Raw genomic sequence first — 23,504 nt, 5'->3', positions numbered from 1 at the left:
GTGTATTGTGTCTAGAGTCTTTAAAACCGTATGTTTCACTGCTGCTCTGCTGCTGCCGACTTTCGGTTGGGCGCAGGGCAAGATCGCCGTGGTCAATCTGGAGCAGGCTATTCTGCAAACCGACCACGCACAGAAGCGCCTGACCGCCGAGCGCAACAACGATGCCTACAAGTCGGACAAGGCCGAGTTCGACCGCCTGAAGGACGAGTTGGACAAGATGGTCAAGGATTACCAGAAAGACTCCGCGGTGATGAGCCAGGATCAGCAGCTCTCCGCACGCCGTAACCTGGCCAGCAAGCAGGCGGACCTGGAGCACGTAGCGGGCAAGTTGCAGCAGACCGAGCAACAGGTCGGCCAGCAACTGCTGCAGGAGATGTCGCCCAAGGTGCAGGAGGTTCTGCAGGAACTCATCACCACGGAAGGTATTGGCCTTCTTCTGCAGCGCGGTTCCGTTATCCATGCGGATGCCGGCTACAGCATCACCGCCAAGGTGACAGACAAGCTTAACCAGGCCTTCACCGAGTAAGCCAGCATGCGCACCCTGGGAGAGCTGGCTGCATTCCTGGGGGCCGAGCTGCGCGGTGATCCGTCGCTGTCAGTGACGGGCATAGCGCCGCTGGGACGTGCCAGTGCGTCCCAGCTGTCGTTTCTGGCCAGCGCGCGCTACCTGGGCCAGTTGCAGCAGACCCGTGCTGCGGCGGTCATCCTGCGTCCCGACCAGGCTGAGCGCTGCCCCGTCGCCTGTTTGCTGGCCGACAACCCCTACCTGGCGTTCGCTCGTGCCACGGCACTGTTCGTAGACGAAACGCCCGCTGAAGCCGGTGTGCATCCCAGCGCGACAGTGTCAGCACAGGCAAGGCTGGCACCCGGCGTTTCGGTGGGTGCGAATGTGGTGATTGACGCCGGCGCGGACATCGGGCCCAACGTGGTGCTGGGTGCCAATTGCGTGATCGGTGAACGCTGCCGGATCGGTGCGGGCACCCGCCTGCACGCCAGCGTGGTGCTCTATCGGGACGTGACGATTGGTGAGCACTGCACGCTGCACGCCAATGCGGTGCTGGGGGCCGATGGTTTCGGCTTTGCGCCGAGCCCCGAGGGTTGGCAGAAAATCCACCAGCTTGGGGGTGTGCGCATCGGCAACCGCGTCGAGATCGGCGCCTGCACGACCATCGATCGCGGTGCACTGGAGGATACCGTCGTCGAGGACGGTGCCATCATCGACAATCTGGTACAGATCGCTCACAACTGTCACATCGGCAAAAATACCGCGATAGCGGGTTGCACCGGATTGGCGGGAAGCACGATTATAGGGGCGAACTGCACGCTCGCGGGTGGTGTTGGTGTTGTCGGTCACGTTGAGATCTGCGACAACGTGCATATCACAGGCATGACCATGGTCACCAAGTCGATCACCGAGCCGGGTTCCTATTCCTCGGGAACGCCAATGGCCTCCACCCGGGACTGGAAGCGCAGCGCTGTGCGGTTTGCGCAGTTGGACAGCATCCAGAAGCGCCTTGCGGGACTGGAAAAACAGCAACAACAGTGATCGTGGGGGACCCGCAGCTTGATCATGGATATTTCCGAAATTCGCAACCACCTACCGCACCGCTATCCGTTTCTGCTGGTGGACAGGGTGCTGGAGCTGAACCTGGGCGAGTCCATCGTCGCGTGCAAGAACCTGACTATCAATGAGCCCTTTTTCAACGGCCACTTTCCGGAGAAGCCGGTTTTTCCGGGCGTGATGCTGCTTGAGGCCATGGCGCAGGCGGCGGGCATCCTGGGTTTCAAGTCGATGAACAAGACACCGGCCGACGGTTCCATGTACTACTTTGTCGGTGCCGATGATCTGCGTTTCAAGCGCCCCTGTGTGCCGGGGGATCAGGTGATGTTGCGCGCAAAGATTCTGTCGGACCGGCGCGGCATCTGGAAATTTGCTGTCAGTTCCGATGTTGATGGTGCCCTCTGCGCCTCCGCCACCATTCTCTGCGCCGACCGCTGACCCATGATTCACAGTCAGGCCATTGTAGACCCCTCAGCCCGCGTCGCCGACGATGTTGAAGTAGGTCCGTGGACACTGATAGGCCCGGATGTCGAGATAGGCCCGGGGTGCAAGATTGAGTCACACGTGGTGATCAAAGGCCCAACGCGCATCGGTGCGGGTAACCACATCTATCAGTTCTCGACGATTGGCGAGGCGACCCCGGACCTGAAGTACCGCGACGAGCCCACCTATCTGGTGATCGGCGACAACAACATCATCCGCGAAAATGTGACGATCCATCGCGGCACCGTGCAGGACCGGGCGGAAACAACCATCGGCAACAATAATCTGATCATGGCCTACGTGCACATCGGTCATGACTCCTGCATCGGCAACCACACCATTCTGGTCAACAACACCGCGCTGGCTGGCCACGTGAAGGTGGGTGACTGGGCGATACTCAGCGGTTATACCCTGGTGCATCAGTTCTGCAAGATCGGTGCACACAGCTTCAGTGGTATGGGTACCGCCATCGGCAAGGATGTGCCCGCTTACGTCACTGTGAGTGGAGCGCCCGCCGAGGCCAAGACCATCAACATCGAGGGGCTGCGCCGGCGCGGATTCTCCTCCGAGGCGATCAGCCAGCTCCGGCGCGCTTTCAAGATCGTCTACCGGCAGGGGTTGACACTGGAACTGGCCATCCAGCGGCTGGAAACCATGTTGCGCGATACCCCCGAGGTGCAGGTGATGATCGACTCCATACGCGCCTCGGAGCGCGGCATCGTCCGCTAGTGCCAGGCAAGCGCCTGCGTGTTGGCATTCTTGCTGGCGAGGCCTCCGGTGATATCCTGGGCTCGCGGCTGTTGTCGGCGCTGCGCCGTCGCTACCGCGACCTCGAGGTGGAGGGAATTGGCGGGCCGCTGATGCAGGCGGAGGGCCTGAACAGCCTGTTTCCCATGGACCGCCTGTCGGTCATGGGCTTTGTCGAGCCGCTGAAGCGCCTGCCGGAGCTATTGCGCATCCGGCGCAGCGTATACCGGCATTTTCTCGCCAATCCTCCCGATGTGTTCATTGGCATTGATTCACCGGACTTCTGCCTGCGCCTGGAGTCGAAGCTGCGTCGGGCGGGTATCAAGACCGTGCATCTGGTCAGCCCCTCGGTCTGGGCCTGGCGCCAGGGGCGTATTCGCAAGATCCGTCGTGCCGTAGACCGGATGTTGTGCCTGTTCCCCTTCGAAACGGCGATCTACCATCAGCACGGTATAGCGGCCGACTTTGTCGGACACCCGCTGGCGGACGAGATACCGCTATTCACCGATCGGGACAACGCCCGTGCCAGCCTGGGGCTTGCGCAGGAAGGCCGCCTGCTCGCCCTGCTGCCGGGCAGCCGAGGCGGGGAAGTGGCGGCGCTGACGCCCCTGTTCCTGGAGGTCGCGCGCCGTCTCGCCGCAGCAGACCCGGAACTGCAGTTTGCTCTGCCCGCCGCCAACGCTGAGCGTGAGGCGCAGATACGCGGCTTGCTGGAGCCCTCCAGGGGGCTTCCGCTAACGCTGGTTCACGGACGCTCGCGGGAGGTGATGGCGGCGGCGGATGCCGTCCTGCTGGCGTCCGGCACGGCGACGCTGGAGGCGCTACTGGTGCAGCGACCCATGGCCGTGGCCTACCGTATGGCGCCCCTGAGCTGGGCGCTGGTATCGCGGCTGGTGCGCATTCCCTTTGCGGCATTGCCCAATATCCTGGCGGGGCGCGCGCTGGTGCCGGAACTGATTCAGCAGGATGCGACCCCCGCCAGGCTGGTCGCAGCGGTACAGCCGCTGCTGTATAACGCGAAGGTGGCCGCAGAGCAGCGACAGGCCTTTGCCGCTATTCACCAGTCACTGGCGCTGGGCTTCGGCGAGCGCTGCGCCGATGGCATTGAGGCGGTGCTGGACGACCGTGCGCGATGAACGACCTGCTGGCGATTGACGTCGATGCGCCCGGCGTAGCCGGCGTGGACGAAGTCGGTCGCGGACCGCTGGCAGGTGACGTCGTGGCGGCCGCCGTGATCCTGGATCCAGCGCTACCGATTCCCGGCCTGCGCGACTCCAAGAAGCTCAGCCCGCGACGCCGCGAGGCCCTCGCGCAACAGATACGCGATCATTCGGTGGCATGGGCGCTGGGGCGTGCCTCGGTGGCTGAGATCGATACCCTGAACGTGCTGCAGGCGTCGCTGCTCGCCATGCGTCGCGCGGTGGAGGCGCTGGACCCGCAACCGGTCAGCGTGCTGGTCGATGGCAACCGCTTGCCGGTCTGGTCCTACCGGGCAGATGCGGTGATTGGTGGGGACGACCGGGTGGCCTGCATCGCGGCGGCCTCCATTCTGGCCAAGGTACAGCGGGATGCTGAACTGGTTGAACTGGACCAGCGCTATCCCGGCTACGGATTCGCGAGCCACAAGGGTTACCCCACGGCCCAGCATTTGCAGGCTTTGCAGCGTCTCGGGGTGACGCCGGCACACCGTCGCAGCTTTGCGCCGGTCAAAAAACTGTTGCCGGAGACGCACCAGGGGTAAACTGACCCCATGACCGATTTTGTACATCTCAGGCTGCATACCGAGTATTCACTGATAGACGGCATGGTGCGCGTCAAGCCGCTGGTCGAGCGCGTTGCAGCGCTTGGCATGGCCGCGGTAGCGGTCACTGACTGCAGCAATTTCTACGCACTGATCAAGGTGTACAAGGCCGCCCTGGCAGCCGGCGTCAAACCGATTTTCGGCGTGGATTTGCGCGTGCTCGATGAGGACGATCCCGAGCGCGCCTACCCGCTTTGCCTGCTCGCCATGAACGATACCGGCTACCGCAACCTCACCGTGCTCATCTCGCGCGCCTACACCGAAGGTCAGTATCTCGGGGAGCCCTATGTGCACAAGGCCTGGCTGGCGGAGCGCAGTGACGGCATCATCGCCCTCTCCTGCGGTGCAGCCGGTGATGTCGGGCAGGCACTGCTGGCAGAGCGGGCCGCGCAGGCCGAGTCACGCGCGGCCTACTGGATGGGGCTGTATCCCGGTCGCTATTACCTGGAAGTGCATCGCACAGGGCGTGAGGGCGACGAGACGCACCTGCACGCTGCCGTGGAACTGGCCGGGCGCCTTGCCTGCCCGGTGGTCGCAACCAACGATGTACGTTTCCTGGATGCCAGCGAGTTCGAGGCGCACGAGGCGCGGGTGTCCATCCGCGAGGGGCGTACCCTCGACGACCCGCGGCGGGTGCGGGCCTACACCGACCAGCAGTACCTGCGTTCGCCCGAAGAAATGGCGGCGCTGTTCTCCGACCTGCCAGAAGCACTGCAGAATTCCGTGGAGATCGCGCGGCGCTGTAACCTGGTACTGGAGCTGGGCAAGCCCTATCTGCCCGACTACCCGGTGCCCGCTGGCCTGACCATGGATGCCTATTTCAGGCAGCTCTCCCACGAGGGCCTGGATCGTCGCCTGGCGCGACTCTTTGACACCGCCAGCCCCGATTTCCCCGAACACCAGGCAAGCTACCGGGCGCGCCTCGACTTCGAGCTGGATACCATCATCCAGATGGGTTTCCCCGGCTATTTCCTGATTGTTATGGATTTCATTCGCTGGGCCAAGCAGCATGAGATCCCCGTCGGTCCGGGGCGGGGTTCCGGTGCCGGCTCACTGGTGGCCTACGCATTGGAAATCACCGACCTCGATCCGTTGCAGTACGACCTGCTGTTCGAGCGCTTCCTCAATCCCGAGCGGGTGTCGATGCCCGACTTCGATGTCGATTTCTGTATGGACCGGCGCGACCGGGTTATCGACTACGTGGCTGACACCTACGGCCGTGAAGCCGTGTCGCAGATCATTACCTTCGGCACCATGGCGGCCAAGGCCGTGGTGCGCGATGTGGCGCGGGTGCAGAACAAGCCCTACAGCCTCGGCGACAAGCTGTCGAAGATGATTCCTTTCGAAGTCGGCATGACGCTGGAAAAGGCGCTGGAGCAGGAGGAGGTGCTGCGCGACTTTCTCGCCGAGGACAATCAGGCGCTGGAAATCTGGGATATGGCGGTACAGCTGGAGGGCATCACGCGCAACGTGGGCAAGCATGCCGGCGGCGTGGTGATTGCCCCCTCCCGCCTGACCGACTTTTCCCCGCTGTACTGCGATGAAGCCGGAGGAGGTCTGGTCACCCAGTACGACAAGGGCGATGTGGAAGATGCCGGCCTGGTCAAATTCGACTTCCTCGGCCTGCGCACCCTGACCATCATCGACTGGGCGGTGCGCATGATCAACGCCGTGCGGGCGCAGCAGGGTGAGGAGCCGCTGGACATCAGTGCAATCCCCCTGGACGATGCCGCGAGCTTCAGACTGCTGCAGGCAGCGGAGACCACGGCGGTATTCCAGCTGGAATCGCGCGGCATGAAAGACCTGATCAAGCGCCTGAAGCCGGACTGTTTCGAGGACATCATCGCCCTGGTCGCGCTGTTCCGCCCGGGGCCATTGCAATCGGGCATGGTGGACAACTTCATCAACCGTAAACACGGGCGGGAGACAATCTCCTACCCGGACCCTGAATACCAGCATGTGTTACTCAAGCCCATCCTGGAGCCCACCTACGGCATCATCCTGTACCAGGAACAGGTCATGCAGATTGCCCAGGAGCTCGCGGGCTACAGTCTCGGTGAAGCCGATCTGCTGCGCCGCGCCATGGGCAAGAAGAAGCCGGAAGAAATGGCCAAGCAGCGTGCCGTGTTTGAGGAGGGGGCGCGCAGCAAGGGCATTGACGGCGAGCTGGCCATTCGTATTTTTGATCTGGTGGAGAAATTTGCCGGCTACGGCTTCAACAAGTCGCACTCCGCGGCCTACGCCCTGGTGTCCTACCAGACCGCCTGGTTGAAAACCCATTACCCCGCTCACTTCATGGCGGCGGTCATGAGCTCGGAACTGCAGAACACGGACAAAATCGTGGTGTTTGTCGAGGAATGCCGGGCCATGCAACTGGCGCTCCGGCTGCCCGATGTGAACGAGGGCCAGTACATGTTCACGGTGGACAGCAGCAACGAGATTATCTACGGGCTCGGTGCGATCAAGGGGCTCGGTGAGGGTCCGGTGGAGAACCTGCTGCGCGCGCGCGAGGAGGGCGGCCCCTTTCGCGACCTGTTCGACTTCTGCGCGCGCACCGACCCGCGCAAAGTCAACCGGCGGGCGATCGAGGCCCTGATCCGTGCCGGTGCCTTTGACCGGCTCGGCACAGACCGCTGGGTGTTGCTCGCGGCGTTGGACGATGCACTGAAAACCGCCGAGCAGAGTGCCAGCAATCGCGAGTGTGGTATCGCGGACCTGTTTGGCGAGGTCGTGTCCGATACGACCCGCACAGCGGGCGATGTCTATGCCGCGTTCCACGCCGTGCGGCCCTGGTCGGTGCGTGAGCGACTCACTGGGGAAAAGGACACGTTGGGGCTGTACGTCACAGGTCATCCCATCGATGAGTACGCGGAGGAGGTGCGACGCTTCGCACCAACGCTGATCGCGGATTTGCGCGCCGACAAGCAGGGCAGCCAGATGCTGGCCGGACTCATCGTCGCCAGCCGCACCATGAAGACCAAGCGCGGCGACACCATGGCGATTCTGCAGCTGGACGATCGCAGCGCGCGCATCGAGGTGACGGTCTACCCGGAAACCCTCAGCGAAAAACGCGAGCTGCTGGTTAAAGACCAGATCGTGATTGTCGAGGGCAACGTGGCACACGATGACTATTCTGGCGGTCTGTCGGTGCGGGCCAAGGACGTACACAGCCTGCAGGCGGTGCGCGAGTCCCACGCAGCGGAGCTGACCATCGAGGTCAGCCAGGCGGCCCTCGATGACGCCCTGGCAGACCGGCTGGCGCAGGCGCTTGCCGCAGCCGGGGGAGGGCGCTGTCCGGTCTCGGTGTGGTATGAACAGCCCGCTGGTCGCGCGCGCATTCGACTGGGTGAGCGCTGGTCGGTCACGCCCAGCGACGAGCTCCTGCAACAGCTGCGCGACTGTGTGGGCCAGGAACAGGTGGCGCTGCAATACGGCTGATCCCGCTGTCCGCGTGGCAATGGAAGCCGGTTCGAACTGCTGCACTGCCCGGCAGTCTCTCACCGGTTTCGTTTGCTCTGGCTTCGCTGCCTGCCCAGAATGACCCAGTTGCTGAACAAGCACTTCCCACATAACAACAGAGGAACAGGTCCATGCTGCTGCAGGATAAGGTTGTCATCGTCTCAGGTATTGGTCCCGGACTGGGTCAGGAATTGTCTACGTTGGCCGCAAAGGAGGGTGCCAGCGCGGTGGTACTCGCGGCACGCACGCCCGCCAAGCTGGATACCGCAGAGGCGGAAATCCAGGCGCTGGGCCTGGGTACCCGGGTGCTCAAGGTGGTCACCGACATCGCCGACAATGCACAGTGCCAGGCGCTCGCCGAGGCAACGGTGGCGGAGTTTGGTCGCATCGATGTGCTGTTCAACAGCGCCTACGATCCCGGCAGTTTCGAACCCATTGCGGAGGCCGACCTGAATGGCTGGCGCCGCAGTATGGAGGTCAATTTCTTTGGCACCATGCAGCTGACACAGGCCTGCATTCCCGCCCTGCGTGCGGCGGGGGGTGGTGCGATTGTCATGATTGCCACTATGGTCGAGCACAAGCCGCTGGCGACCCAGGGTGGCTACGGGGCCTCCAAGTCCGCCCTGCGCGCGGCCACCAAGCACCTGGCGCTGGAACTGGGGGGCGACAATATCCGCGTCAACAGCTGCCACATGGGCTGGATGTGGGGGCCCGCTGTCGAGGGGTACTTCGACTGGCAGTCCCAGGCGTCGGGTCGCAGCAAGGACGAGTTGATCGCCGAGGTCACGCGCAGCATTCCGCTGGGCCATATCCCCGACGACGGCGACTGCGCCAAAGCCGCGGTATTCCTCGGCTCTGACTACGCGCGCGTGGTGACGGGAGCTGCGCTGGATGTCAATGGCGGTGAGTTCATGCCGATCTGACAGGGAGAACGGGCTGGTGTTTTACGGTTGGTGGTTGGTCGGCGTTGCGTTCCTGGTGCTCATGGTCAGCAACGGCAGCATCATGTATTCCTACAGTGTGGTTGCGGTGCCCGTGGGCGAGGCTTTCCAGGCCAGCCGGATGACCATGATGCTGGGTATGACGGGGATGACGCTGGCCGGTGGTCTGATCTCGCCGTTTCTGGGCGGTATGATCGACCGCGGATCACTGCGCGGGATGATGTTCATCGGTGCGCTGGGTCTTGCGTCGGGCTATCTGTTGTTATCCTTCACCACCGCCAGCTGGCAGGTGCCGCTGGTCTATGCCGGGCTGATGGTGCTGGGCATCAACCTGCTCGGCCCGTTGACGACCTCAACCCTGCTGGCGCGCTGGTTTACGCGTCGTCGCGGCATGGCCCTGGGTGTTGCCGCAGTCGGCACCTCGGTCGGTGGTTTCGTATTCCCGCCGTTGGTGCAGTGGCTGATCGATACCTACGAGTGGCGCAACGCGCTGCGTATCCTCGGCGTGGGCACGCTGCTGGTGACCCTGCCAGCGGTGTGGATGGTGGCCAACCGTCCCGGCGATCGTGGCCTGCACCCCGACGGTGATGCGCCGCCCTCCGGCCCCGCATTTGCGCCGCCGCCTTTGTCCACGGCAGCGCTGCTGCGCGAGCGGAATTTCTGGCTGGTGGCGATGGCGATGGGCCTGCTGTTCGGCGTGTATTCGGCGGTGCTGGCAAATCTGGTACCGTTCGCGTTGGGTGTGGGCTCTCCGGCCGAGCGGGCGGCATTTCTGGTGTCCGCCATCGCCCTGGCGGGCATTGTGGGCAAGCTTGGCTTCGGCACCATCGCCGACCGTCTCGACCTGCGCGTGGCACTGGGTGCATCCATGATGCTGGTGATGGTGGGCGTGGCCTGCTACCTGTTGGGTGACACCTACACGTTGCTACTGGCAGGCAGCGTCAGTCTTGGCCTCGCCGCCGGCGGGATGCTGCCGGTCTGGGGTTCGCTGCTGGCGGTGTTGTTCGGGGCGGCCAATTACGGGCGCGTCATGGGCCTCATGAACCCGGTGATCATGCCATTGACGCTGGTGGGGCCGCCTCTGGCGGGGCTGATCTACGACACCAGTGGCAGCTATGCAGGTGCATTTGTCGGGTTTATCGGCGCTCTGCTCATCGGACTCGCGCTGCTGCCCCTGATTCGCCTGCCTGCGGCTGGCGATCACAGCGCCTGAGCGCAGCACCGTGTTCAAGGTTTATGCAACGACACCGGAATCCATGGGCCCCTGTGGCATTGCCGCGCATGCGGCCCGGGCTGAGGCCATGGGGTTTGATGGGTTGCATGTCCCCGATGCCATCCACGACGGTCTGTTGCTGGCAGCGCTGGCGCTGCAGGCGACGCGACGTCTGCGTGTGGGCACCTCGGTGCTGGTGGCGTTTCCGCGCAGCCCGATGACCGTCGCGGTGGCCGCCTGGGATTTGCAGCAACTCTCTGGTGGACGCTTCGAGCTGGGTCTCGGCACCCAGATCAAGCAGAACATCGAACAGCGGTATTCGGCGCGTTGGGATTCACCCGTGCCACAGTTGCGCGAGTATGTGCAGTCATTGCGCGCTATCTTCGACAGTTTCCAGCACGGTACACCCCTGCGCTTCGAGGGTGAGCATTACCGGTTTACCCGCTTGCAGCCCTTCTTCAATCCAGGCCCTATCGCGCATCCGGACATCCCACTGCTTTGTGGCGCGGTGGGGCCCGCCATGACGCGCATGGTGGGCAGGATCGCGGATGGTATGATCACCCACCCCACGAATACGCCCCCTGAGTACCTCCGGACAGTGTGCTTGCCCCGCCTGCGCGACGGTCTGGAGCGCGCCGGACGTGATCCCGCAGCGCTGCGGCTGATTCTGGGGCCGCTGGTGGCCACCGGCGTCGATGAGCAGGCGGTGGCGCAGCAGTGGGAAGAACAGCGCCGTTTGCTGGGGTTCCTGTATTCAACCCCGGCCTACTGGCCGAGCCTCGAGCTGTTTGGCTGGCAGGCGCGCGGTGCCGAACTGCAGGCACTGACCCGGGAGGGGCGCTGGCAGGATCTCCCCGCCGTCGTCACCGACGAGATGCTCAGTGCCTTCGTGCCACGGGGTTCTTACGCGGAAATCGCGGAGGTGCTGCGCGCACGCTATGCCGGGCTTGCCGACAGCATCACTTTCCCGATGCCGCAGGACACTGCCCAGGATACACAGGCCGCCGCCGCCATTGCCAGATTGCGAGCTTGAGGTTTTGGGGGCTGTTTGACCGCCTCGCTCGCGGGCGGGACAATGCGCGCAGACCCGGCTGGAACCCACCATGCGCGAATATCTGATTTCGGCCCCCATGAATGAGCTGCTGCTGGCGCTTTCGCGAGGCCCGCTAGCAGACCCTCCCTGGCAGGCGTTTCTGCGCCTGCTGGGGGAGGCGCTGGATGCCGACTACGTCACGCTGATCCTGCGCGCACCGCGCGAGGGGGATAGCGGGCTGGTCATCAATTCCGTGGTGCTCTCCCCGGACGCGGTGAACGCCTATAACGAGAGCTACTTTGCCCTGGACCCCTTCGTGAACCTGCCGCCGGGTGAGGTCTTCACCGTGGATGCCTTTATGCCCCCCGGCGAGTACTACCAGTCAGCCTATTTCCGGCAATACGTGGAGCCCACCGGTATCAGGCATATTATGGGTGCAGATCTGGGTGATGAACTCGGCAATACCGCACGCCTGCGCTTTGCCCGGGTCGCAGGACGGACCAATTTCGCGGCACCGGAGCGCGAGCTCGCCCGCTGCCTGTTGCCCCATATTCAGCAGACGATCCGTCTGCACGCGCGCATCGCGCGGGTGGAGAGCGAGCGTACGCTGTTCGCGGCAGCGGTGGACCGCATGGCGCTGGGTGCGTTCATTCTGGACCGGCGGGCGCGGATTCGACACAGCAACAGCGCCGGCGAGCGCCTGCTGGCTGAAGGCCGCTGGCTGACGCAGCACGAGGGGCAGCTGCGCCTGGTGCATCGTAGCGACCAGCAGGCATTCCGGGAGTGCCTGGATGATGTCATGCAGGCGCACCTGCGTGGGGAGCCAGGCCTGGTCAAGGCCCTCCGGCTGGACAGTGGCAGCAGTCCGGGCCCCGGCCTGCTGATGCGGCCACTGCCGTTGGTGGCAGCACCGGATGGCAGCCGCAATCCGTCCGTAGCCGTTTTTGTGTCGGATCCGGAATATCAGCGCGAAGCACCGGTGGATGTGTTGATGACCCTGTTCGGGCTGACCCGTGCCGAGGCCACCCTGAGCCTGCTACTGGCGGGGGGCGCAACGCTGGACGAAGCCTGCGTGCGCCTGCACATTTCCCGCAACACCGGGAAATCCCATCTCAGCGCCATCTTTTCGAAGACGGGTGTCACCCGGCAGACGCGTCTGGTACAACTGATTCTGAGCAGTGTCGCCCCAATGGGCGACTAGGTCATTCTGGAGGCTACTTTTTTATGTCACAGGAACACGCTATCGAGGCGGCGGCTTTTCGTCGCCTGCTATCCCATCTGGATCAGCGCAAGGATGTGCAGAACATCGATTTGATGAACCTTGCCGGGTTCTGCCGCAATTGCCTCGCCAACTGGTATGCCGAAGCGGCGGCAGAGGAGGGTGTGGCCCTCAGCCGCGACGAGGCGCGGGCGCGTATCTACGGCATGCCCTATGACGAGTGGAAGGCGCGCTACCAGACCGAGGCGACGCCGGAGCAACTGGCAGCGCTGCAGGCCGTTCGCCGCGACTGAAGCCTGCCTAGCAGCCTGTCGGACCTAGGCTCATCTGCTGCGGCTGATGGGAATCGGTCCAGAATCCCGCTCGTTTTCGTTAAATAGTCACCACTATTCGCCTCAAACGATCGACATTCTGTCCTCGATTCCCACACGCCTCGCGACGATGCCCTAAGTCCGACAGGCTGCTAGAGCTCCCGGAGCTGGCGTAAGTAACCGAACCGGGTGCTGTAGGGTTCCAGCGCGCGATCGGCAGTGGCCTGCAGCAGGCTGGCGATGGAGCCAATGGGCTGGCGGGGATCGCTGGGCGCGGCGAGCAGGTGGTGCCCGAGCTCCTGCAGTCCGGAGCCGATCACCGAGGCGCTTTCCACCGTAGCCTGAATAAACAGCATCTCCGCGACTACAACGTCGCCCACGGTGCGCCGAAAGCGTTCTTCTGCGTTAAATTCGCTGTTCATTCTGCGGATCTCCCTGAAAGCTCAAGCCCTGTTGCGGTGCGCCGATGCACCATCGCCGTGCGTTGCCAGCCCCTCAGCACCCTGTGGAGGCCCGAAAGGCCCACCGTCTCCGGATTGCAGCAAAGTCTGTGCCAGCTGGCGGAGCGCAGCATAGCGGCATAGTGTGACAAAGCAATGTACGAAGCCGGGATTTTTACCGCTCTGGCTGGGTGGCGACGTTCTGCGGTGCCTGGGGTCGCTCGCCCAACCCGGGCAGCAGGCGTCGGGCGAGCCCTGCACAGTCTTCCCCGATCAGGTAAAGCGCGGGCACCATGAGCAGCGTGACCAACAGCGCAAACAGCACGCCGAAGGCCAGCGACAGGACTGCGGGTTTGAGGAATTGTGCGTCGGTGGAGCGCTCCGCCATGATGGGCAGCAGGCCCACGAAGGTAGTCACTGTGGTCAGCAGAATGGGCCGGAAACGGGCGACCCCTGCCTCCAGCACAGCGTCAGCCGCGGATGCGCCGCGCTCACGCAAGCGGCGGATGTAGTCCACCAGCACCAGGTTGTCATTCACCACCACACCCGCCGCGGCGCCGATGCCGAAGTACGAGAACAGCGCCATGGGGGTTGCGAACAGCAGGTGTCCGTAGACGGCGCCCATGAAGCCGAAGGGAATCGCCGTCATGATCAGCAGGGGCAGCGCGTAGGAGCGGAAGGCCACGGCGATCAGCGCATACATGGCGAAGAGCGCTACTGCGTAGAGGGCGATGATTTCGTCAAAGAACGCCTGTTCGGTTTCCTGCTCACCACCGCGCAGGATCACCAGGTCCGGATAACGCTCCTGCAGTACGGGCAGGAAGTTCTCCTTGAGGTCCTTGTTCATGTCGCTGACCAGCTCCGGCGCGGCCTCCGCTGAGATGCGCACCATGCGCTCGCCGTCCTGGCGCTGGATCCGGTCCACAGCGTTGTTGACCTCCACATCTACCACGGCGAGCAGGGGGATTTCACGTCCGTCCGCGGTCCTCACCCGGAAGCTGTCAAGGCTTGCAAGCTGTGCGCGCAGTTCCGCAGGGTAGCGCAGCATCACCCGGACATCACCGTGCTCCCTGGGCAGGCGTTGAATTTCCTCGCCATAATAGGCCTGGCGTACCTGGCGCGATACATCGGCAAGGCTGATGCCCAGTTTCTCGGCGCCCGGACGCAGGCTCAGGTGTATTTCCTCACTCCCGGCCCGCAGGCTGTCGCGCACGTAGTAACTGCCCTGATAGCTGCGCAGTTGGGCCTGCAGGTCGTTGCTCGCAGCGCGCAGGACGTCCAGGTCCCGGTGCCGCAGCACCCAGGTGATGGCCGCGCCCTGGTCGTTAAGGGTGTAGCTGACTTCGATCTCTTCCGCATCCGGGATGTCGCCCACCAACTCGCGGAAACGCTCGGCGGTCTCGCGGGCAGACAACGCCCGTTCTTCCGGTGGCGACAGGCTGACGATGGCGATGACACTGTCGCGTCGGGAGCGCGTATACCAGCCCTCCACCAGGGAGCCGCTGCCACCCTCGGCGGCGGCCTGTGACTCCACTTCGGCAATCAGCTGCTTCTCGGCTTCCTGCAGCCGCGCCAGGACGGCCAGTGAGCGGGAGTAGGGGGCACCGCTGGGCATCACCACATTGATGTGAACCTGTTCGTTCTGCACCTCGGGGAAAAAGGTGAACTTGACCCAGCCGGCACCGAACACGCCAAGGCTGAGGATGAAGGCTGCGGTGAACAGGCTGGCGGTCAGGTAACGGTAGTCGGTCCCCAGCGCAAGCAGGCGGCGATAGCGGGTGTTGGCAAAAGCGACGATACCCTCTTCGAAGCGTCGCTGGCGCAGCCGCCAGGGGCCGAGGTGTTCACGGTGTTCCAGGTGGCGCAGGTGGGCCGGCAGTATGCAGAATGCCTCGATCAGGGAGATGGTCAGCGCCGCGGTAATGACGATGGAGAACTGGCGCGTCATGTTGCCGCCTTCGATGTCCACGAAAAACCAGGGCGCGAAGGCGATCATGGTGGTGAGCACCGCGAACACCACGGGGCGCGCGACGGCATAGGCGCCGTCAATCGCCGCGTCGATGCCGCCGCCGGCGTGGGCATGCTGGTGAATGCTCTCGCCCACGACAATGGCATCGTCCACCACAATGCCCAGTACCAGCAGGAAGGCGAACGTGGACATGACATTGAGCGAGACATCGTTGGCTGGCAGGACCGCGAAGGTGCCCACAAAGGCGACTGCAATACCGGCAGTTACCCACAGGGCAACCTTGGGGCGCAGTGACATGATCAGGACGAGAAATACCAGCATCAGCCCCAGCCAGGCCGAACTGCCTATCAGGTCCATGCGGCTTTCATAGATGTCTGCAGTATCAAACCAGAGGGTAAGGCTGATTCCCGCGGGGAGCGTGGGGCGCGTTTTCTCCATCCACGCCTTGACCGCCGCGCTGGCCTTCACGACCTGCATGTTGTCGGTTGACAGGATCTGTATGAGGACCGCGGGCTCGCCGTTCAATGTGGCCAGAATTTCATTTTCTTCGTAGCCGTCAATCACCCGGGCGACATCGCCGATGCGCACGGTGGCGCCCTCTGCATTCTGGCGCAGCACGATCTGGCTGAAGTCCTCGCTGTTGTCGGCAAGATTGCGCGCGCGCAGCCGCACATCACCCGTAGCGGTCCTGACCTGGCCAGAGGAGAGGTTGATGGAGCTGCCACGGATCGCGCTGGCGACCTCATCGAAACTGACGCCGAAGCGCAACATGGCGGCCTGGGACAGCTCGATAGTGACTTCCTCGCGGCGCGTGCCGAACAGCTCGACCAGTGAGATCCAGGGGAGTGCGGCCACCTCGTCGCGCAGGTCCTCGGCCAGTCGCGTGAGCTCACGTTCGCTGACCTCGCCGTGCACGGCCACGCGGATCATCTCTTCGCGGAAGTCGCTGCGTTTCACCCGCGGGGGCTCGATGTCCCGCGGCAGCGCAGTCACTGCATCCACACGATTCTTTACATCGTTCAGGAATTGCTCGAGGTCCACGCCGGGCCAGGTGCTGACCTCCAGCCTGGCAAGACCCTCGGAGGCCGTAGAGGAGACGCGTTTGACATTGTCGAGGTCATCGAGAGACTCCTCGATACGCAGTACGACCTGCTCCTCGACCTCCTGCGGGGCTGCCCCCGGCCAGGTGACCTCAATCTCGACCTGGTTGATCTCAAAGCGGGGAAAGGCCTCGCGCTCCATACTCACGAAACCGAGGGCGCCAGCGAGCAGGATGCCCACCATCAGCAGGTTGGCAGCGACCGGATTGTGTACCCACCAGCCGATAAACGCGCGCATTCAGCCGTTCCCCGATTCGGCGATTGCCGACAGTGCCATGCCCTGCACCGGGTTGCGGATGGCCGAGGTAATCACCTGTTCGCCGGGTTGCAGACCATTGCCGATCACTACGCGCGTGGCGCTGCGCGACAGCACCTCGACATCCCGGGTAGCCAGCAGGCCACTGCTATCCAGCACATGCACTTTGTTTCCCGGTCGCAGGGCGGCGGGGGGAATCAGCAGGGCGGCGTCCAGTGTGCGGCCGGGGATGGTCGCCTCTACGAACAGCCCGGCGGCCAGCGGCATGCCCTCTGCCGACGCCCCACGCCCGTAGGGTTCCTGGACTTCGGCCATGGCGTACAGCATGCGAGAACCGGGATCGATGGCGGCATCGAGTCGCCGTAGTTGCCCCTGCCACTGATGCTGTCGACCGGCCACGATAGCGCTGAGGATCACCGGAGGCTCCTGCCCTGGCGCTGCGGTGTAGCCGATGGGCAGGTCGAGGGCTGCGAGCTGATCGTCACTGAGTGGCAACCGGATCTCCACGCGGTTGGTGGCAAATGCCCGGCCCAGCGGTGTGCCCGGGGTGACGTACTGGCCGACATTGACCAGGGTGCTCAGCAGGCGCCCGTCGAATGGCAGGTGAACCCGGGTGCGCTGGAGATCGAGTTCAGCCTGCTCAAGGCGGGCGCTCGCCGCTTCCAGCATGGCCCGGGCCTCTGTGAGCTGTGGTTGCTTCAGGGCCAGCGGGGAGGCGTTCGGTTCGTTGCGCAGTTGCTTGCGCGCCACATCGGCATCGGCCAGGGCCTGCTGCACCCTCACCTCGGCCTCGGCCACGGCGGCACGGGCCTCGCTCAGCGCGAGTCGGTAGTCGGTATCTTCGATCTGCAGCAGAGTCTCGCCGGCGGCGACGCGGCCGCCCTCGGTAAACTCCGGAGATACCGCGACAATCCGCCCGCCTACCTGTGTCACCAGGTCGAGTTCGGTTGCAGCCCGCACTTCACCCTGTGTCCGGACACTCAGCTGCGTCTGCTCGGCACGCACCGTAGCGGTGAAAACGCTGATCGGACGCACCGGTGTTGTGTCCTGTTCGGGCTCCGGCGCGGCGGCGTGCAGCGCTGCGTAGCCCGCGAGGGCGGCAGCGATGACCAGCACCGGGAGTAGTGTGCTTTTCATTGTTATTGGCATGGCATGCACCTGTGCTTCGCGAATACCGGGTTCTGGCACCTGCATGCCAGCAGCTCGGGTAAGCAACCCTCTAATCAGACGGTTTGTCACGGCGTTGACGCAATGCGATTGTAAATTTTTCACACATTCGCGAGGCTTGTGCCCGCAGTGTGGCGATTCCCGCCAATCAGGCTTCGCTGGCAGTGTTCCACCGGCTGCGCCGCTCGCCGGGTTGAATTTCCTGCGGTAACACGAACCAGCGCAGTGCTTCGTTGCTGTCGCTCAAGATCAGCGGCGCAGCTGTTGGATTGGCGAGTGGTTCCTGCAGTAGGCGTTCTGCCTGCTGCAAGTGGGTATCCAGTGGCCTGGCGGCTGTCTCGGGCGGCCGCGGTTGCGTGTTCAGCCAGCTGAGACCAGTGAAGGGCGGCGGCGTCTGCTGCTGCGCGCGGTGGTGGCGCCAGACCCCGTGGCTCGCGTGCCACGCGTACTGGGGCAGCATACGCCATCCGTGCTCTGCGACCAGTTCAAAGGCACGCAGCAGGTATTCCAACTCCGCTTCGTCAATAAAGTAATTGAAGTTCACGCGGACCCAGCCTGGCCGCATCAGGCTGTCGCCATTGGTGATTGCGGTCTCGAACTGCTGGCTGCGTTCGCTGTCGATGCCCAGCAGGCTATGGGCATAGGGCCCGGCGCAGGAGCAGCCGCCGCGTACCTGAATGCCAAACAGGTCGTTGAGCAGTGCCACCACGAAACCGTGGTGCAAATCACGCTGACCGTGGCGAAACCGCAGCGAAAAAATAGGCAGGCGCGCAGCAGATGACGGGCCGAGTACCTCGAGATTGGCACAGTTGCGGAAGCGTGCGAGAGCACGGGCCGCGAGGTCTGCCTCGCGGGCCGCGATGGTATCCGTCCCGACGGCCTGCTGCAGGGAAAATACCAGGCCGGCGCGGATGGACTCGACGATGGCCGGCGTGCCGCCCTCCTCACGGCGCTCAATATCCCGGGCGTAGACGTGGCCCGTGGCATTGACCCAGCTTACGGTACCGCCCCCGACGGTGGCCGGCACCCGGTTCTGGAACAGCGCGTTCTTGGCAACCAGGACGCCGGGGGTGCCCGGGCCGCCGACGAATTTGTGGGGCGACAGGAAAATGGCGTCCAGCGGATCCGCGCCGTTCATGTCGATGGCGACGTAGGGTCCGGCGGCAGCATAATCCCAGAAGGCGAGTGCGCCGTGCTCTTTCAGCAGGCGAGTAATGCCCGTGACATCGCTCTTGATACCCGTGACGTTGGAGGCGGCGGAGAAGCTGCCAATCTTGCGTTTGCGCGCGGCGTATTTCTGCAGGGCTGCGGCGAGGCAGGCCTGGTCAATGCCTCCTGCAGCGTCGAGCGGAATGACCTCGACGGTGCACAGGCTCTCGCGCCAGGGCAGTTCGTTGGAGTGGTGCTCATAGGGGCCGATGAACACCACCGGCCGGTCTTCCAGCGGGATAGCCTGCGCGAGCGAGTAGCGGTCGGCGAGATCAGCCGGTAGCCGCAGGTTCAGGATATCAATGATCTTGTTGATGGCGGCTGTCGCGCCGGACCCACAAAAAATGACCCTGTCCTGAGCGCCCGCGTTGACCGCGTCGCGAATCATGGTGCGAGCCGCTTCCCGCAGCGCGGTGGTACGCGCGCCTGTGAATGCAGTTTCTGTATGTGTGTTGGCGTAGAAAGGCAGCACTTCGTCGCGGATGTAGTCTTCAATGAAGCTCAGGCTGCGGCCCGAGGCGGTGTAGTCGGCATACACCAGCGGCTTTTCACCGAAGGGCGTGGCAATGCTGTGCTGTCTGCCGATGACGGCATCGCGTATGCGGGCAATGAGAGAAGACATGGGGTTGCTCCTGGCAGGTGGTGGATGGGCCCGATCGAGGTAGCCAGTGTACGCCCGTAGTGCCGGTACATTGTCCGAAAATGTGCGTAAAAAAACGAATAGAAGGGAATAGTATTCCGATAATTGGGCATAATACGAAATTATTTTCCTTTACTGGAGTTGTCCATGGTCGTGCTCGATAATCAGGATAAACAGCTGCTGAGTCTGCTGCAGGGGGATGCATCGCTGTCGGTCGGTGACCTCGCCGAGCGTGTGGCGCTGTCCAAGTCGGCATGTTGGCGCCGGTTGCAGAAGCTTGAGGAGGCAGGTGTGATACGGCAGCGCGTCACGCTGCTCGATCCGGCCAGTATCGGCCTTGGGCTCACGGTATTTATCACCATTCGCACCAACCAGCACAATGCGGCCTGGGTGGAGCAGTTCCGACAGATTGTGCAGGAAGTGGAGGGCGTGCTGGAGGTTTACCGGCTGGGCGGGCAGCTCGATTACCTGTTGAAAGCGGTGGTTGCGGATATGCCCGGCTACGACAGGTTGTACCAGCGCCTGATCGCTGCCGACCTGTTTGACGTCTCGGCAAGTTTTGTCATGGAGGAAATCAAGGCGACCACGGCGTTGCCGCTGGGGTAAGAGGCCGCCGGTCGCTGACCGGCGGCCCCGGGGTCAGGCAAAGTTCTTGTTCACGAAGTCCCAGTTAACCAGGGCCCAGAAGGCGTCCAGGTACTTCGGGCGCGCGTTGCGGTAATCGATGTAGTAGGCGTGCTCCCACACGTCAACAGTGAGCAGCGGTGTCACGCTGCTGTCGGTGAGCGGTGTTTCGGCGTTGCTCGTGTTGACAATTGCGACGGTGCCATCGCTGTTTTTCACCAGCCAGGTCCAGCCGGAGCCAAAATTGCCGACGGCGGCATCGGTGAAGGCCTTCTTGAACTCGGCAAAGGAGCCGAAAGCGGCGTTGATTGCAGACGCGACCGCGCCTGTGGCTTCACCGCCGCCATTCGGGCTCAGGCACTCCCAGTAAAAACTGTGGTTCCAGACTTGAGCAGCGTTATTGAAAATGCCGCCGGAACTGGTCCGGATCACTTCCTCCAGCGACTTGCCTTCAAACTCAGTGCCGGGAACCATGCCATTGAGCTTTTCGACATAGGTGTTGTGGTGTTTGCCATAGTGGTAATCGAGCGTCTCGGCGGAGATATGGGGTGCGAGAGCGTCGCGCGCGTAGGGCAAAGCGGGAAGTTCAAAAGCCATGTTGTTGCCTCCGGAATGTTCAGAAGTCGTGGGTTGTCCATCGTCCAGACGGTGTTTTGTGTCGTCGGCGCATCACTGAAACGCCGCCGCTGTTATTGGAGGAGGTCCAGCGAGGTGCGCGATTATAGCGTTTTTGCCCTGCTGCTGGCCAGTTTGCGGCGAGCAGCGCGTCGCCACGGCGCAGGCGCGGTCATTGTGCGTGGTTGCCCGAATGCATTATGGTAGGTCGAGGGCCTGAACTTCTCGCACCGGCCCGGTGCGCTTGCATGAGGTGTCCTGCCATGTTGCTGTCGATTGTCCTGTTTATCCTGCTCCTGTTGACCGTGTTGCTGTTGCGTCCCTCGCTGGCCGCGGGCTCGCTGCTGGTCGGCCTTGGGGCTTTCGTCCTGTCGCTGGGCGAGGGCGGGATGTGGCTGGTTTTCCTGCCCACGCTGGCCGTGCTCCTGCTGCTGAATGTTGCATCCTGGCGCAGGGAGTACCTGGTTGCCCCGGTATACCGGCTGCTGCGCAAGGCCATGCCGCCGATGAGCAGCACCGAACGTGAGGCTCTGGAGGCGGGCACTACCGGGTGGGACAAGGCGCTCTTCAGCGGGCAGCCCGATTGGCAGGCCTTTGCCGCCCTGCAGCCGCCGGCGCTGACCGAGAGCGAGCAGGCGTTTCTGGACAACGAAGTAGAAACCCTGTGCGGGATGATCTCGGAGTGGGATGTACACCAGCGGCAGGATCTCTCCCCGGAAGTCTGGGAGTATCTGCGTGACAAGGGGTTCTTTGGTTTGATCATTCCCGAGGAATTTGGCGGACGTGATTTCAGTCCCTATGCCCAGAGCCGCATCATGGCGAAGATCGCCAGCCGCTCCATCACCGCCGCAGTCACTGCCATGGTGCCGAATTCGCTTGGGCCGGGTGAACTGTTGGTCAAGTACGGCACCGAAGCGCAGAAACAGCGCTGGCTGCCCGGTCTCGCAGACGGCAGCGAGCTGCCCTGTTTCGGGCTGACCGGCCCCGAGGTGGGTTCGGACGCCGGGGCCACCCCGGATGTCGGTGTGGTCTGCAAGGGCGAGTTCGAAGGCGAGGAGGTGATCGGCCTGCGCCTCAATTTCCACAAGCGCTGGATTACCCTGGCGCCGGTGGCCACCGTGGTGGGGCTGGCCTTCAAACTGCAGGATCCGGAGGGCCTGCTGGGTGACCCGGACAAGTCAGATTATGGCATCACCTGTGCTCTGTTGCCGGCGAATCACCCCGGTGTTGAAATCGGCCGCCGGCACAACCCTGGCGCGCCGTTCATGAACGGCCCCATCATGGGCGAGGACGTGTTCATTCCCGTCGACTGGATTATCGGTGGGCCCGCAATGGCCGGCAAGGGCTGGCGCATGCTCATTGAGTGCCTCGGCGCCGGGCGGGGCGTGTCCCTGCCAGCGCTGTCCACCGCGAGCGGTGCGATGTGTTACCTCATGGTTGGCGCCTACGCACGTATACGCAGGCAGTTCAACATGGAAGTGGGCAAGTTCGAGGGCGTACAGGAGGCTACGGCTGAAATAGCGGCGGGAGCCTACACGCTGGAGGCAATGCGGGAACTGGTCACGCGCTCCCTGGAAGATGGCACGCCTTCGGTCATGACCGCCATGGCGAAATACCACGCAACCGAGTTGATGCGCACGCTGGTCAACCACGGTATGGATGTTGTGGGCGGTCGCGGCATCCAGTTGGGGCCGCGCAACTTCCTGGCCGCGGGCTACCACGCGCTGCCCGTTGCGATAACGGTAGAGGGCGCCAATATCCTGACCCGGTCCCTGATGATCTTTGGTCAGGGTGCGATGCGCTGCCATCCTTATCTGTTTGATGAGATGCAGACCCTTGAAGCGGAGGAGATTCACGAAGGCCTGCGCGAGTTTGAACCGTTGCTGATGGGGCACCTTGGTCACGCGGGGAGTAATTTTGCCCGCCTCGTCACGCTGGGCCTGAGCGGCGCGTACTTCAGCGCGGTGCCTGCCGGGGCCGATGACTTCAGCAAGCGCTGGTACCAGCGCATCAATCATCTGAGTGCCGCCCTGGCCATCTGCGCCGATGTGGCACTGGGCGTGCTCGGTGGCGACCTCAAGCGCCGCGAATTGCTGTCCGCCCGACTGGGTGATGTGCACAGCCAGTTGCTTATCGCCAGCAGCCTGTTGAAGTTCCATGCCACCCAGCCGCGCAGCGAGGAGGCTGATGCGCACGCGGCCTATGCGCTGCAACGCGCGCTGCACCTCGCCCAGGAAGCGCTGGTTGCCTACTGCGCAAACTTCCAGCCCCGCGCTCTGGGACTTGCGCTGCGTGCCCTGTGTCTGCCCCTGGGCCGCATCTACCCGGCGCCAGACGACAACAGCATACGCAACCTGGGTGACCTGGTGATGGCGCCCAACCCGGTGCGCAGCATGCTTGCCGAGCGGGTCCACCTGAGTGTTGATCCCGAGGATGCGGTGGGGCGGGTGGAAAGCACCTACCAGATGCTGTTGGCCGTGGAGAAGCCCTTCGTTGCGCTGCAGAAAGCCTGGAGCAAGGGTGAACTGGACGCCGCAACGCTGGACGAGGCCCTGCAGGATGCCGTGAGCAAGCAACTGATCCCGGCGGAGGATGTTGAGCGGCTGCGTGAGTATGACGCGCGCCGCCGGGACTGCGTGCTCACTGACCATTTCGAGGCCTTGCTGTGAAGATCGAATGACCGTGCAGGGGATGGCGCAGCCCCGCGGCGCGGGGC

Annotated in this window: 19 protein-coding genes; 14 read left to right on the top strand and 5 right to left on the bottom strand. The window is 63.5% G+C overall.

All coding sequences use genetic code 11. The annotated features are described in order from the left end of the window. Positions 1-7 precede the first annotated feature (7 nt). The 12 genes from R3E49_RS15050 to R3E49_RS14995 all read left to right on the top strand — a co-directional run bounded on the left by R3E49_RS15050 (position 8) and on the right by R3E49_RS14995 (position 12,750). On the top strand, positions 8-526 hold the full coding sequence (locus R3E49_RS15050; protein WP_371295796.1) for an OmpH family outer membrane protein: 519 nt from the start codon (positions 8-10) through the stop codon (positions 524-526). A 6-nt stretch (positions 527-532) separates the two neighbouring features. Beyond that, positions 533-1,546 (top strand): UDP-3-O-(3-hydroxymyristoyl)glucosamine N-acyltransferase, encoded by a 1,014-nt coding sequence (gene lpxD, locus R3E49_RS15045; RefSeq protein ID WP_371295795.1) that lies wholly within the window; start codon positions 533-535, stop codon positions 1,544-1,546. Positions 1,547-1,570: 24 nt separating this feature from the next. Next, on the top strand, positions 1,571-1,999 hold the full coding sequence (gene fabZ, locus R3E49_RS15040) for a 3-hydroxyacyl-ACP dehydratase FabZ (RefSeq protein ID WP_027948594.1): 429 nt from the start codon (positions 1,571-1,573) through the stop codon (positions 1,997-1,999). 3 nt (positions 2,000-2,002) lie between these two features. Next, on the top strand, positions 2,003-2,773 hold the full coding sequence (lpxA, locus tag R3E49_RS15035) for an acyl-ACP--UDP-N-acetylglucosamine O-acyltransferase (protein WP_371295794.1): 771 nt from the start codon (positions 2,003-2,005) through the stop codon (positions 2,771-2,773). Further along, on the top strand, positions 2,773-3,927 hold the full coding sequence (gene lpxB, locus R3E49_RS15030) for a lipid-A-disaccharide synthase (protein WP_371295793.1): 1,155 nt from the start codon (positions 2,773-2,775) through the stop codon (positions 3,925-3,927). The genes lpxA and lpxB overlap by 1 nt, the downstream gene beginning before the upstream one ends. Then, positions 3,924-4,532 (top strand): ribonuclease HII, encoded by a 609-nt coding sequence (rnhB, locus tag R3E49_RS15025; RefSeq protein WP_371295792.1) that lies wholly within the window; start codon positions 3,924-3,926, stop codon positions 4,530-4,532. The genes lpxB and rnhB overlap by 4 nt, the downstream gene beginning before the upstream one ends. 9 nt (positions 4,533-4,541) lie before the next feature. Beyond that, positions 4,542-8,030, top strand: coding sequence for a DNA polymerase III subunit alpha (gene dnaE, locus R3E49_RS15020; RefSeq protein WP_371295791.1), 3,489 nt, complete (start codon positions 4,542-4,544; stop codon positions 8,028-8,030). A gap of 152 nt (positions 8,031-8,182) precedes the next feature. After that, the gene (locus tag R3E49_RS15015) at positions 8,183-8,974 is read left to right on the top strand and encodes an SDR family oxidoreductase (RefSeq protein WP_290744496.1); all 792 of its coding nucleotides are present in this window, start codon (positions 8,183-8,185) and stop codon (positions 8,972-8,974) included. A 16-nt stretch (positions 8,975-8,990) separates the two neighbouring features. Next, on the top strand, positions 8,991-10,205 hold the full coding sequence (locus R3E49_RS15010) for an MFS transporter (RefSeq protein WP_371295790.1): 1,215 nt from the start codon (positions 8,991-8,993) through the stop codon (positions 10,203-10,205). Between the two features lie 10 nt (positions 10,206-10,215). Continuing rightward, positions 10,216-11,238: a TIGR03617 family F420-dependent LLM class oxidoreductase gene (locus R3E49_RS15005; protein WP_371295789.1), complete on the top strand. Its 1,023-nt coding sequence runs from the start codon at positions 10,216-10,218 to the stop codon at positions 11,236-11,238. A gap of 70 nt (positions 11,239-11,308) precedes the next feature. After that, complete coding sequence (locus R3E49_RS15000; RefSeq protein ID WP_290744490.1) at positions 11,309-12,439, top strand: helix-turn-helix transcriptional regulator; 1,131 nt, start codon at positions 11,309-11,311, stop codon at positions 12,437-12,439. Positions 12,440-12,462: 23 nt separating this feature from the next. Next, the gene (locus R3E49_RS14995) at positions 12,463-12,750 is read left to right on the top strand and encodes a DUF1244 domain-containing protein (protein WP_371295788.1); all 288 of its coding nucleotides are present in this window, start codon (positions 12,463-12,465) and stop codon (positions 12,748-12,750) included. A gap of 170 nt (positions 12,751-12,920) precedes the next feature. Here R3E49_RS14995 and R3E49_RS14990 read toward each other — a convergent pair whose 3' ends face one another. The 4 genes from R3E49_RS14990 to R3E49_RS14975 all read right to left on the bottom strand — a co-directional run bounded on the left by R3E49_RS14990 (position 12,921) and on the right by R3E49_RS14975 (position 19,531). Continuing rightward, a complete protein-coding gene (locus R3E49_RS14990; protein WP_371295787.1) occupies positions 12,921-13,190 on the bottom strand; it encodes a hypothetical protein in 270 nt (89 codons plus the stop codon). Positions 13,191-13,383: 193 nt separating this feature from the next. Beyond that, positions 13,384-16,515, bottom strand: coding sequence for an efflux RND transporter permease subunit (locus tag R3E49_RS14985; RefSeq protein WP_290744484.1), 3,132 nt, complete (start codon positions 16,513-16,515; stop codon positions 13,384-13,386). Next, positions 16,516-17,682: an efflux RND transporter periplasmic adaptor subunit gene (locus tag R3E49_RS14980; protein ID WP_371295786.1), complete on the bottom strand. Its 1,167-nt coding sequence runs from the start codon at positions 17,680-17,682 to the stop codon at positions 16,516-16,518. Between the two features lie 166 nt (positions 17,683-17,848). Then, complete coding sequence (locus R3E49_RS14975) at positions 17,849-19,531, bottom strand: aminotransferase class V-fold PLP-dependent enzyme (protein WP_290744480.1); 1,683 nt, start codon at positions 19,529-19,531, stop codon at positions 17,849-17,851. Between the two features lie 165 nt (positions 19,532-19,696). Here R3E49_RS14975 and R3E49_RS14970 point away from each other — a divergent pair, with 165 nt between their 5' ends. Continuing rightward, a complete protein-coding gene (locus tag R3E49_RS14970; protein WP_371295785.1) occupies positions 19,697-20,155 on the top strand; it encodes an Lrp/AsnC family transcriptional regulator in 459 nt (152 codons plus the stop codon). Between the two features lie 33 nt (positions 20,156-20,188). On the opposite strand, the gene sodB is transcribed toward R3E49_RS14970, so the two are convergent. Beyond that, on the bottom strand, positions 20,189-20,770 hold the full coding sequence (gene sodB, locus R3E49_RS14965; RefSeq protein ID WP_371295784.1) for a superoxide dismutase [Fe]: 582 nt from the start codon (positions 20,768-20,770) through the stop codon (positions 20,189-20,191). Between the two features lie 281 nt (positions 20,771-21,051). Between sodB and R3E49_RS14960 the strand changes: the two genes are divergently transcribed. Beyond that, positions 21,052-23,457 carry an acyl-CoA dehydrogenase gene (locus tag R3E49_RS14960; protein WP_371295783.1) on the top strand — a complete coding sequence of 802 codons (2,406 nt, stop codon included), beginning with the start codon at positions 21,052-21,054 and terminating at the stop codon, positions 23,455-23,457. The last annotated feature ends 47 nt before the right edge of the window (positions 23,458-23,504 follow it).

Source organism: Haliea sp. (assembly GCF_041395985.1).
Taxonomy (GTDB): domain Bacteria; phylum Pseudomonadota; class Gammaproteobacteria; order Pseudomonadales; family Halieaceae; genus Haliea.
The sequence above is the reverse complement of the archived record's forward strand: the minus strand, read 5'-3'. Positions and strand labels throughout refer to the sequence as shown.